Here is an 11,283-nt window from a genome sequence, read left to right on the forward strand (position 1 = left end):
AACCGAGCCCCGGTCCACCGGTCGAACAGCGGACGCGGACCCGGCCGACGGATCGCGTGACGGGGGCAGTTCGGGGCGCGTAGTCTCGAACAGCCCGTCCTACGGCGGCGGGGGAGAGTTCAGGGGGTGGGATGGACATCGCGGGCGCGCGCAGGAGTGCGGCCCGGATCGCCTCGGCGCTACGGCGCACCCGTGCGACCCCGGCCATGCGCGATCTGGTCTCCGCCCTCACCGACGCGGTCCGGGCCAGACCCCGCCCCCCGGCCGACGTGCCCGAGCTGTGCCGGGTGCTGTGCCAGGAGATGAGCGCGCGCCGCGGCGGCCGGCCCCTCGACCTGCGGTTCGAGCGGTTCCCCGAAGAGATCGCGGTGACCGGGCTGTGGGTGGAGTTCGAGGACTTCGACCTCGTCATCGTCGAGGAACGGGCCGAGGAGATGCAGCAACTGGTCATCCTGGGGCATGAGTTGTGGCACCTGCACGCGGGCCACTCCCACCATCACGCGGCCGCGGCGGACGCGCTCGCCGGACGGCCCGGCTGGGACTCCGTCGCCCTGACCGTCGCCGCCCGCAACGGCTCCCGGGAGGCGGACGAGGCCGAGGCGGACGACTTCGGGCACCGGCTGGCGGCCGCCTTCCGGCCCTACGCGACCGGAGGGGGCGGCGCCGCTCCCGACCCCGTCCAGCGGTCCCTCGGCTACCGCCGGTCCGGAGGCAGGACGCTGTGACACGCCTCCCCCTGGCCGAAGGCGCCGGTGGGTTCTTCACCGGGCTGTACGTCTCCTTCTGGCTGCCCGCCGTGGTCCTGACCGCGGCACTGGTGATCAAGCTGCCCAGCATCCTCAAGCTGTGGCGGGACCCGTTGCTGCGGGCCGTGGGCGGCCTGCTGCTGTTCGCCTGCGCGGTGTTCGTCTTCGCGGCACCCGGCACCATCGCCTGGACCAACCGCGTCACCGGCGTGCCCAACATCGCGGCCCCCTGGGTGTACTCCCTGCTCACCGCGCTGTCCGCGTCCTGGCTGCTGCTGGTCGTGCACTGGCGCAACGGCCACACCGACCGCCGGGAACAGACGCGGCGCGCGACCCGCTGGGTGGTCTCGGTCTACGCGGGCGTGGTCGTCGCGCTGTGGGTGCTGTTCGCGCTCGCCGACGTCCCCGTGGAGCAGATCCGGGACCTGGACACCTACTACGCCACCACCCCCTTCATGCGCGAGGAGATCCTGCTCTACCTGGTCGCGCACGCCGTGGCCTGCTCGATCACGACCCGGCTCGTGTGGAACTGGATCCGGACCGACGGCCTCGACGGCTGGCTGCGCTGGGGCCTGCGGTTCCTGGGCATCGGCTACGCGACGAACCTGCTCTTCGGCGCGGCCAAGCTCACCGCCGTGGTGGCCCGCTGGACCGGCCACGACCTGGACTGGCTGAACACCAACATCGCGCCCTCGGCCGCCTGTATCGCCGCCACCTTCGTCGCGATCGGCTTCATCGTCCCGCACGCCGGGCAGTACCTTCAGGACCGCTGGCTGGTGCGCCGCCGCCACCGGAACCTGAAGCCGCTCGCCCGGTTGCTGCGGACCGTCGCCGGCGGCCGCGAACCGCTCGCGCTGCGGGCCACCGCCGAGATGCGCCTGATCCGCCGCGAGACCTACATCCGCGACGCGCTGCTGTACCTGTCCCGCTTCCTCGACGAGGACCTGCGCCGCCGGGCCTACGGCGCCGCCCTGGCCCTCGGCCACGAGCGCGGCCGGGCACAGGAACTGGCCGCCGCGGTGATGATCGTGGACGCCGTCGAGACCCGCGGGCGCGCTCCGGACGGCGACGGCCGGTGCGAGGCCGACACCACTTACCTGCTTCAGGAGATCCAGGCCGTGTCCGAAGCCCTGGGCCGCCCCGACGAGATCTCGGCGGTCCGTGTCCGCGCGGCCGTCCCGACAGAGAGCGTCTCCGCGCATGACTGAACCCCCCTCCCCCGCCAGAGTCGCTGTCGTCCTCGGGGGATCCCACACCGGCATGCTCGCGGCCCGTGCCCTGGCCGGCCCCGCCGACCGGGTCGTCGTCGTGGAGCGCGACGAACTGCCCGTGGCGCCCGCGCCCCGCAAGGGGCTCCCGCAGGCCCGGCACGCCCACATGCTCTGGTCGGGCGGGGTCCGGGCGATGGAGCAACTGCTGCCGGGCATCACCGGTGCGCTCCTGGAGGTCGGGGCGCGCCGGGCCCCGGTCACCACGGACATGGTCGTCCTCTCGCCGCACGGCTGGTTCCGGCGCTGGCCCGAGTCGCACCACGTGATCCTGGCGAGCCGCGACCTGCTGGACGCCACGGTGCGGGCCCGGGTCCTGGCCGACGACCGGATCGAGCTGCTCGCGGGCACGGAGGTACGGGGACTCACGGGCGACGCGCGGGCGGTCACCGGGGTCCGGGTGCGGGACCGGGACGGCCGGGAACGGACCGTCGAGGCCGGCCTGGTCGTGGACGCCACCGGCCGGGGCTCTGGAGCGCCCCGCTGGCTCGCCGGCCTCGGGCTGCCGGCGCCGGAGCGGCGCGAGATCGACTCCGGCCTCGCGTACGCCAGCCGGCTCTACCTCGCGCCCGAGCAGGCCCGCGACGGCTTCCCGGTGGTCAACGTGCAGTCCGACCCGCGGGACGGCGGCCCCGGCCGGGCGGGCTTCCTGCTGCCCATCGAGGACGGCCGCTGGATCGTCACCCTCAACGGCACCCGCGGCGGTGAACCGGGTTCCGCCGCGGACGCCTTCCTGCCGTTCGCCCGCGAGAAACTGCGGCACCCGCTCATCGGCGACCTGATCGCCCGCGCCGAGCCGCTGTCCGACGTCGCCGTCACCCGTGCGACCGTCAACCGCCGTCACTTCTACGAGCGGATGCCGGCCTGGCCGGAGCACTTCGCTGTCCTCGGCGACGCGGTCGCGGCGTACAACCCGCTCTACGGGCACGGACTGGCCGTGGGAGCGCAGAGCGCGCTGCTGCTACGGGATCTGACGGAGCGTCACGGCTTCGGCTCGTCCGGTCTGTCCCGCCGTATCCAGAAAGCGGTCGCCCGGCCCGTGGGGGCGGCCTGGGATCTGGCCGGCGGACAGGACGTCCTCTACCCGGGGGCGACGCCGGAGGGGCCGACCCGGCGGGACCGGCTCGTGGCCGCGTACGTGTCCCGGCTCATGCGCACGGCCACAGGGAACGGACGCGTCGCCCGCCGGGTGACGGACGTGACATCACTGGAGCGGCGGGCGGAGGTGCTGCTGGGGCCGCCCGTCCTGCTGGCGGCGCTGGCCGGGCCGTTGAAGCCACCGTTGACCGCGCCGCCGCTGACCGCAGAGGAGTTGAAGAGGGCGGGGCTTCAGTAGTCAGCCGGCGAACGCCGTCTGCGGCAGGCCCTTCCCCGCTCCGGGCACCACCAGCAGCGAACCCGCCACCGGATGCGGGGCCGTGAGCCCCACGCGAGCCGTCGTGACGTACAGGTCGGTGAGGTCCGGGCCGCCGAACGCGCACGCGGTGACGCGCGGGGTCGGGAGGGTGATCACCCGGTCCAGCTCGCCGTCCGGCGTGTACCGGCGTACCGCGCCGCCGTCCCACAGCGCGACCCACACGCACCCCTCGGCGTCGACCGTGAGGCCGTCGGGGAACCCGGCACCGTCCTCGACGGCGACGAAGGTCCGGCGGCCCAGGACCCGCCCGTCCTCGTGGTCGAAGACGTCGACGCGCCGCGTCGGCGAGTCGATGTAGTACATGAGTCGGCCGTCCGGGCTCCAGCCGGTGCCGTTGCTGACGGCCACGTCGTCGAGGACGGTGTGGTGGGTCCCGTCACCGGTGACGCGGGACAGGGTGCCGCCGCCCGGGGCCTCGTCGTAGCGCATGGTGCCGGCCCACAGGGAGCCGTCGGGTGCGACGGCGGCGTCGTTGGCCCGGCGGCCGGGGACGGGTTCGCGGTGCAGCCAGCGGAAGGTGCCGTCGGGGTCCAGCAGGGCCACGCCGTCCCGCAGGTTGAGGACGAGTCCGCCGCCCACGCGCGGCTTGACGGCACCGATGTGCTGGTCGAGGACGCGGACCGTGCGGTGGCCGGAGACCGGGTCGTAGCCGTGCAGCCGGGCGCCGAGGATGTCGATCCACAGCAGCCGCTCGCCGTCCCAGGTGGGGCCTTCGCCGAGGGTGGCCTCGGCGCGGACGGCGACCTCGTACGTCGTGACGGGGCTCATCCCACGCTCCGGTGGCCGAGGCGCTCGGACAGCTCGGCGGCACCCTTGGCGGCGAGCTGCTCCAGCTCGCCGCGGCGGTCGTCGCTCCAGCGGATCATCGGCACGGAGATGGAGAGCGCGGCGACGACCTGCCCGGTGCGGTCGCGGACCGGGGCGGCCACGCAGGAGACGTCCGGGTTGGACTCGCGGTTCTCGACGGCGACCCCGCGCTGCCGGATCTCGTCGAGGGCCTCGCGCAGGGCGGCGGGGTCGGTGATGCTGTTGGGCGTCATACCGACCAGCGGGGTGTCGCTGGGGATGCGGGAGGCGAGCTGCGGCTCGGGAAGGGAGGCGAGGAGCATCTTGCCGACGGAGGTGCAGTGCGCGGGCAGGCGCCGGCCGGCGGCCGACACCATCCGTACCGCGTGCGTCGAGTCGACCTTGGCGATGTAGATGACGTCGGTGCCCTCCAGGATCGCCACGTGCACGGTCTCGTCACAGGTCTCGGCGACGGACCGGGCCACCTGGAGGCCCTCGGCGGCGAGGTCGAGCTGCTCGGCGTACCGGCTGCCGAGCTGGTAGGGCCGCACCCCGAGCCGGTAGCGTCCCGGTTGGCCGGGGACCTGGACGATGTACGACCGGGCGGCGAGAGTGGTCACCAGCTCGTGCACGGTGGTGCGCGGCAGCTGGAGCTTGCGCACGATGTCGGGGGCGGAGAGAGTCCCGTCTCCGTCGAGGAAGAGCTCGAGAATGTCGAGAGCCCGGGTCACCGCAGGTACGAGGCGTCCCACAACCGGCCCCCTCCCTTTGTGTCTAAGGCGTCTGCGTTCGAAATTTCAACAGACGATCGGCATGACGAACACAGGCTAGCGACAGCCGGTTTCCCCGGGCAATGGGCAGAAGACCCCCGAACTCCCCGTCCGGCCTGTTTCCGCAGGAAGGGCGCGGGTGCGGGCTACCGGTACTACTGTGCTCGTGTGCGACACGTCACACTGCGTGGCGTGTTCTGGGGGATGTGATCCAGGGGGGATCTCGTGCGCGAAATGACCAAGGGGTCGAACACTGCCCTGTCGGCCCTGAGTGAGAACACCGGATCGGTGATCGTGAGCCTCGGCTGGAGCAGCCCCGCCGGGGACGGCGACGCCGATGTGTCCGTCTTACTTCTGGGTCCGGACGGCAAGGTCCGCAGCGACGCGGACTTCTACTTCTACAACAACCCCGTGGCGGCCGACGGAAGCGTGCAGCTTCTGGACAAGACACCCACGGAGGACGGGAACGAAGACCGGATCGGCTTCGACCTGACCGCGGTCCCGCCCGAGGTCGACCGCATGGTGGTGGCCGCGAGCCGCTACGAGGGCGCCCACTTCGGCGAACTGGACGACCTCCGTGTCACCCTCTCCGACGCGGTCGGCGAAACCCTGCTCCGCTTCACCGTCGGCGACGCCGGAACGGTGAGCGCGATCATCTTCGGCGAGTTGTACCGGCGCGGCGACGACTGGAAGTTCCGCGCTGTCGGCCAGGGGTACGACTCGGGACTGGCGGGGTTGGCGACTGACTTCGGGGTCGACATCGACGACGATGCGGAGACTGCCGTCGAGACCGTGGACGACACGGCGGCCGCGGTCGCTCCCCAGCCCGGTGACGACGCGCGGCCCGTCGCCGTGCCGGCGGGCGCGGTTCCGGAGCCGGATCCGCCGGCCGCACTGGATGCCGTTCCGGCTCCCCGCCGGTCCGCCGACGAAGCCGGGCCACGCACGACGGCCGCCCGGCCGCGCACCGCCAAGAAGAAGGCCGCGCTGCCCGGTACGCCGCCGAAGTCACTCGCGGAGAACGACTCCTGGAGGCCCGCCAGGCTCTTCCCGGTCTCCGCGCTCAAGAGCGATCGGGACCGGGAGATGCGCGCGACCTCGGTCCTGCTGTCGGTGATGACCCAGGTTCCGCGGTTCGGCAGGCGGCTCACCGCCGCGTTCGGGGCACCGTCCGGCCGCATGGAGACGTTCACCGAGGTCTCCCTGCCGCACGGCGACACACCCCGCCGCCCCGACGGAGTGATCCGCATCGAGCGGGCCGGAAAACTGTGGACGGCGCTCGTCGAGACGAAGACCAACGGCAATCCCCTCAAGGCCGACCAGGTGCAGGCCTACATGGATATCGCCGCCCGACGTGGCTACGAGGCCGTGATCACGCTGTCGAACGACGTGGCGCTGGAGGGCAGCCCCCTGGTCGACGTCAAGATCGACCGGCGCCGCAAGCACCAGGTGGCGCTGTGGCACCTCTCGTGGGCCGAAGTGGCCCATCAGGCACAGTTGCTGATCCGGCACGAGGGCGTCGGGAACGCGGCACGGACCTGGCTGCTCCAGGAGCTGCTGCACTACCTCCAGCACGAGAACTCCGGTTGCCACGGCTTCCAGAACATGGGCTCGGCCTGGGTACCGGTGCGCAACGGCATCAGCGACGAGACCCTGTGCCAGGGCGACCCGCGTGCCCTCGAAGTGGTGGAGAGCTGGGAGCGGCTCGTCCGCCAGGTGTGCCTCAGGCTCGGTGGCGAGCTCGGGCAGAAGGTGCTGCCCGCCCAGCGCGCCAGGCGTGGCACCGATCCCGAGGCGCGCCGGGCGCAGCTCGCCGACCGGCTCTGCGTGGAAGGCAGACTCCTGGCGGAACTCCGCGTCGAGCAGGCGCCCGGCCTGCTCACCATCGGAGCCGATCTGCGCACCGGAAGGCTGCGCACGTCCATCGAGATCCCCGCGCCCGAGCAGGGCTATCCCCTGACCTGGGCCAAGCGTCTGGTCCGCCGCCTCGCCGAGGCACCGGCGGACCTGCACGTCGAGACCCTGGTGGAGGGCCAGGCGGGAGGCCCCCGAGGGACGCTGGAGCGGCTTCGCCCCGAGCCGGCGGACATGCTGCCGAAGGGCGGCGCGGCCATCACCGGTTTCCGTCTGTCCCTCTTCAAGAACATGGGGAGCAGCCGCGGTAACGCCGAGTCCAGCTTCATCCGCAGCGTCGACGACGCCGTGCACCGCTTCTACTCCACGGTGATGGTCCACCTCGACGGCCCCGCGCCTCGGCGGACAGGGGTGCGGGAGCGGGCCAAGGTGTGAACGCCGGGCGCCGCGATCCGTCGCTCACGCCAGCTCCCCCCGCAACCGCCGCGCACGCAGCACCAGCTCCAGTTCGAAGCGGCGGTCCGGGTCGTCGATCTCGTCGCCCCACAGTTCCCGGATCTGGCGGAGGCGGTAGCGGACGGTCTGGGGGTGGACGCCGAGGCGGGCCGCCACCTCCGGGGCCCCGCCGCGGGTCTCCAGCCAGGCGAGGAGGGTTTCCGCGAGGCGGCGGCCGTGGGTGGGGCCGCAGTGGCGCAGGGGGGCCAGACAGCGCCGGGCCAGGTCGTCGATCAGTTCCTCCGGCTGGAGCAGGACCAGGGCCTCGGTGTGTTCGGTGCAGTACAGCACCTCCCCGGCGGGGAGCAGCTCGCGTTCCATCAGGCGTACGGCGGCCTCGGCCCAGCGCAGGGACTTGGCCGCGTCGGTGAGGGGGACCGGGGGGCCGATCGCGCCGGCCCAGCCGGTCAGGGCCCGGTGCAGGAGTTCGGGGCGGCCCGCCGCGTCCGGTTCCGGAACGACCATGCGGGGCTGTTCGTAGTCCATGTCCAGCAGGACGCCCTGGCCCACCGCTGGGGGCACCGCCTCACGGGCCGGGCGCAGGAGGACGCCGACCGCCACCTTCTGCGGGAGCGGCCAGCCGATACGGGCCGCGCGTTCCGTCAGCGCGTCCGCGGGGTCGCCCCGGTGGCGTTCGGCCAGCAGTAACTCCATCAGGCGGCGCTGGAGGCGCAGCCGCTCTCCGGCCTGGCGGGCCGCCGCTTCCGCGTAGCCGCGGACCGACTGGTCGACCAGGCCGTCCAGGTACTCGTAGCCCGCGTCCACCAGCTCGTACATCGCGGGCGGCGGGATCTCGACGCGCTGGCCGATGTCGGCGAAACGGCGCCAGGCCAGGCGTACGCCCATGCGGTAGATCGCCTGGAGCGAGTCGAGGCTGCGGCCGTTCAGGCCCTCGCCCCTGCCGAACTCCTGGAAGACGCCCGGGGGGACCGTCGGGCGGCCCTCCGCCGTCTCCAGGTGCTGGACGAAGACCTCGATCGCGCGGCGGATGCCGACCAGGGCCATCGGTTCGCCGGACTCGTCGAGGACGACCGGCAGATGGGGGTACTCGCGGCGGATCTCGCGCAGGATCTCCTCCGCGAGGGCCGGCGCCTCGGACATCGCGATGGCCGCGAAGCGCCGGACCTGGAGGCGGGGGACGTCGTGCCAGGCCGAGCGGGCGTTCACAGTTGCCGGTCGGGCGGCCACGGGTCAACTCCCCTGGTCCGTCTGCTCGTAGGTGATCAAGGGGGTGTTGGGCTGCTCGGGCGTCGCCTCCAGCAGCGCGACGATGCCAAGGGCGGCACCGAGGGCGAGCAATGCGGCGGCCACGACGGTCAGTGCGGCGGCGAGCAGTCTGGACATCGCAGGGGCAGCCTCTCTCGAGCGGCTCGGTCCGGTGTCCCACCCCAGCATCCAAGCCCGGTACCCACCCTGCCTGCCGACCCAGTGTCGACAGGACATTGACAATCCGTCAAGTCATTGACACCCCGTGTCAGAACGCCTTACGGTCTCCGGCCCATAGAGCGGCCCGAACTCCGTCATCTCACGCCCCAGGAGTGTCCGGATGCGCCGTACAGCCTCTCCAATCTCCCTGATTCTGCTGGGACTCGGCACGTTTTTGCTGGTACTGGCGCCGTTGCTCGCGTGGTACGTGGCACCGCGAGCGGCCGTGAATCCGATCGACATCGACCAGACCGCCGTCTACCGCGGGACGGGCAGCGTCTTCGACACCGAGGAACTGGAGACAGTTCCCGGGCAGCGGATCACCGTCACCCAGCGGGTGCGCGCCGACGTCGAGGACAGCGAGCGCAGCGGCCGGGCCGCGGTGTGGGACGTGACCACCACCGTCGACACCGACAAGTCGCTGCCGGCCTCCGACCCGCACGACGCGCTGGAGTTCGTCCCGCACCGCTGGGTGATGGACCGCAAGACGACCAAGCCGGTGCACTGCTGCGGCGAGAAGCCGTACATCGAGGGCGAGGCCTATCTGAAATTCCCCTTCGACGTGCAGCGACGTTCCTACCAGTGGTGGGACAACTCCCTGGGATCGACGGTGACGTTGCGTTACCAGGGTACGAAGAAGGTTCAGGGGTACACGGGTTACCGGTTCACCGGCACGGTCGCCCCGGCGAAGGTCGGGACGCGGCTCGTGCCGGGCACGATCGTGGGCGAACCCGGCCGGCCGCAGGTGCTGGCCGAGGAGTGGTACTCCAACCACGGCATCGAGCTGGTCGTCGACCAGCGCACCGGCCGGGTCGTCTACGCACAGGTGGGCCCGAAGCGCACCCTGCGGGCACCCGGCGCGAAGAAGGACGCCGTGGTCCTGCTGGACAGCCGGCGGATCGCGTTCACCACCGCGACCCAGAAGGAGGCCGTGCGGCTGGCCAAGCGGGACAGCGGCCAACTGCGAGCGGTGGGTGAGACGTTGCCGATCGGGGCGGCTGTGGCCGGATTCGTGCTGGCTGCCGTGGGGGGCGTTTTGGTGGTACGGGGACGCAGGCGCCCCGAGTCCACCGATATGAGCGGTACGCCCCAGCCCGTCCTCACGATGTGACTGGACGTCAGCTCTAATAAGCCCGGAAATTGTCACGTACGTGAGTAGCCACGGCGTTCGGGTGGGCGAAAACTGTGCCACCCCACCCGAGCACAACCCGTCCACACCCCCCTCCTAGGAAACGCTCAGTCCCCCCACAACCAGCCGGAAAACAACGCTGAGTTCCGCACCCTGAGACGAGTTGGAGCACCCATGCCCCAGCACGTGCCCCACCCGCTGCGCACGTCTTTCCAGGCGTCGCAGTGGCAACCTTCATCGCACGACCCGCACCACCCCTCGGTGCTCCCCCCACCCCCGCGCCGAATCGTTTTTCTCGCCCATCGTGACCTCGACAACCCGGCCGCCGGCGGCTCCGAGCTGCTCGTCGACCGGCTCGCCGACGGACTGACCCGGCTCGGCCACCAGGTGACCCTGCTGTGCGGCGGCCCGGCCTCCTACCGGGACTACCGCGTGGTGTCGGCGGGCGGCGAGTTCGGCCACTACCTGCGTGCCCGTACGGCCTTCGCCCGCCAGGTCGGCGAGACCGACCTGCTGGTCGAGGTCTGCAACGGCATGCCGTACCTCGCGCCCCTGTGGCACCACGGACCCACCCTGTGCCTGGTCAACCATGTGCACACCGACCTGTGGAAGATGCGGTTCGGCGGGCCCCTGGCCCCCGCGGCCCGGATCGGCCGAAGACTCGAACACTGGGCGCTTGCCGGTGCGGCGGCCCGGCACCGGAGTCTGCTGGTCGCCGTGTCCCCGTCGACGGCTCATGCCCTGCGGGCGATCGGCGTGGAGCGGGACCGCATCCGGGTCGTGCACAACGGCGTCGAGGAGCCGGAGCCGCTGGTGCGCCGCTCGCCGGAACCGCTCTTCGTGGCCGTGGGCCGGCTCGTCGAGTACAAGCGGATCGATCTGCTGCTGAGACTGTGGGAGCGGGTGCGGCCGGTCACCGGTGGCCGGCTGGTGATAGTCGGCGACGGCCCCGAGCGGTCCCGCCTGGCACAACTCGCCGGTCCCGGCGTGGAGTTCACCGGCCACGTCTCCGAGGCGGAGAAGCACCGGCTGCTGTGCGAGGCGTGGTTGCTGCTCCACCCCTCCGCCGTGGAGGGCTGGGGGCTGGTCGTCACCGAGGCCGCGACCCGCGAGACGCCGACGATCGCCTTCGACGTGCCCGGGCTGCGGGACTCCGTCGTGGACGGGGAGACCGGGGTGCTCGCGCGGGGCGAGTCCTCGTTCGCCGCCGCCTGGTGCACGCTGGCCCTGTCGGGACACCGCCGTGAGCTGATGGGCAAGGCCGCGCGGGACCGCGCGGCCCGGTATCGCTGGCACCGGACCGTCAGACAGTTCCGGGCTGTTGCCGCCGAGGCGGTGAGGGGCTGGGGGCCGTGACGGGGCCTCGGGTGCGTCGTGGCTTGTCGCGCAGTTC

Annotated in this window: 10 protein-coding genes; 6 read left to right on the forward strand and 4 right to left on the reverse strand. The window is 72.3% G+C overall.

Annotated features, from left to right (window positions below; translation table 11 throughout):
• Positions 1-131: 131 nt before the first annotated feature.
• From ABZ098_RS03790 to ABZ098_RS03800, 3 genes are read left to right on the forward strand one after another with little or no spacing between them, the layout of a single operon-like run.
• Complete coding sequence (locus tag ABZ098_RS03790; protein ID WP_356586865.1) at positions 132-725, forward strand: toxin-antitoxin system, toxin component family protein; 594 nt, start codon at positions 132-134, stop codon at positions 723-725.
• A complete protein-coding gene (locus ABZ098_RS03795) occupies positions 722-1,954 on the forward strand; it encodes an MAB_1171c family putative transporter (RefSeq protein ID WP_356586867.1) in 1,233 nt (410 codons plus the stop codon). The genes ABZ098_RS03790 and ABZ098_RS03795 overlap by 4 nt, the downstream gene beginning before the upstream one ends.
• The gene (locus ABZ098_RS03800) at positions 1,947-3,350 is read left to right on the forward strand and encodes an FAD-dependent oxidoreductase (RefSeq protein ID WP_356586869.1); all 1,404 of its coding nucleotides are present in this window, start codon (positions 1,947-1,949) and stop codon (positions 3,348-3,350) included. Before ABZ098_RS03795 ends, ABZ098_RS03800 begins: the two co-directional genes overlap by 8 nt.
• Here the strand turns inward: ABZ098_RS03800 and ABZ098_RS03805 are convergent, their stop codons facing one another.
• Positions 3,351-4,199, reverse strand: a complete 849-nt coding sequence (locus ABZ098_RS03805) for an SMP-30/gluconolactonase/LRE family protein (protein WP_356586871.1) — start codon at positions 4,197-4,199, stop codon at positions 3,351-3,353. It abuts the gene before it with no gap.
• The gene (locus ABZ098_RS03810) at positions 4,196-4,969 is read right to left on the reverse strand and encodes an IclR family transcriptional regulator (RefSeq protein ID WP_356586873.1); all 774 of its coding nucleotides are present in this window, start codon (positions 4,967-4,969) and stop codon (positions 4,196-4,198) included. The genes ABZ098_RS03805 and ABZ098_RS03810 overlap by 4 nt, the downstream gene beginning before the upstream one ends.
• A 252-nt stretch (positions 4,970-5,221) precedes the next feature.
• Between ABZ098_RS03810 and ABZ098_RS03815 the strand changes: the two genes are divergently transcribed.
• Positions 5,222-7,276 carry a TerD family protein gene (locus tag ABZ098_RS03815; RefSeq protein WP_356586875.1) on the forward strand — a complete coding sequence of 685 codons (2,055 nt, stop codon included), beginning with the start codon at positions 5,222-5,224 and terminating at the stop codon, positions 7,274-7,276.
• Positions 7,277-7,300: 24 nt separating this feature from the next.
• On the opposite strand, the gene ABZ098_RS03820 is transcribed toward ABZ098_RS03815, so the two are convergent.
• Complete coding sequence (locus ABZ098_RS03820) at positions 7,301-8,524, reverse strand: helix-turn-helix domain-containing protein (protein WP_356586877.1); 1,224 nt, start codon at positions 8,522-8,524, stop codon at positions 7,301-7,303.
• Positions 8,525-8,527: 3 nt separating this feature from the next.
• Positions 8,528-8,680 (reverse strand): hypothetical protein, encoded by a 153-nt coding sequence (locus ABZ098_RS03825; RefSeq protein ID WP_185092818.1) that lies wholly within the window; start codon positions 8,678-8,680, stop codon positions 8,528-8,530.
• A 202-nt stretch (positions 8,681-8,882) separates the two neighbouring features.
• Here ABZ098_RS03825 and ABZ098_RS03830 point away from each other — a divergent pair, with 202 nt between their 5' ends.
• Together ABZ098_RS03830 and ABZ098_RS03835 are read left to right on the forward strand one after the other, a co-directional pair.
• Positions 8,883-9,872: a DUF3068 domain-containing protein gene (locus ABZ098_RS03830; protein ID WP_356586879.1), complete on the forward strand. Its 990-nt coding sequence runs from the start codon at positions 8,883-8,885 to the stop codon at positions 9,870-9,872.
• Positions 9,873-10,064: 192 nt separating this feature from the next.
• Entirely contained in the window at positions 10,065-11,246 is a 1,182-nt protein-coding gene (locus ABZ098_RS03835) for a glycosyltransferase family 4 protein (protein WP_356586881.1), read from the forward strand.
• Positions 11,247-11,283: the final 37 nt, after the last annotated feature.

This window comes from Streptomyces sp. NPDC006335 (assembly GCF_040612795.1).
Lineage (GTDB): Bacteria > Actinomycetota > Actinomycetes > Streptomycetales > Streptomycetaceae > Streptomyces.

What these genes read in the sequence shown, in the direction of transcription:
- ABZ098_RS03805 (WP_356586871.1), bottom strand. Translation starts at nt 4,199, where the DNA reads ATGAGCCCCGTCACGACGTACGAGGTCGCCGTCCGCGCCGAGGCCACC.
- ABZ098_RS03815 (WP_356586875.1), top strand. Translation starts at nt 5,222, where the DNA reads ATGACCAAGGGGTCGAACACTGCCCTGTCGGCCCTGAGTGAGAACACC.
- ABZ098_RS03830 (WP_356586879.1), top strand. Translation starts at nt 8,883, where the DNA reads ATGCGCCGTACAGCCTCTCCAATCTCCCTGATTCTGCTGGGACTCGGC.
- ABZ098_RS03835 (WP_356586881.1), top strand. Translation starts at nt 10,065, where the DNA reads ATGCCCCAGCACGTGCCCCACCCGCTGCGCACGTCTTTCCAGGCGTCG.
- ABZ098_RS03790 (WP_356586865.1), top strand. Translation starts at nt 132, where the DNA reads ATGGACATCGCGGGCGCGCGCAGGAGTGCGGCCCGGATCGCCTCGGCG.
- ABZ098_RS03800 (WP_356586869.1), top strand. Translation starts at nt 1,947, where the DNA reads ATGACTGAACCCCCCTCCCCCGCCAGAGTCGCTGTCGTCCTCGGGGGA.
- ABZ098_RS03825 (WP_185092818.1), bottom strand. Translation starts at nt 8,680, where the DNA reads ATGTCCAGACTGCTCGCCGCCGCACTGACCGTCGTGGCCGCCGCATTG.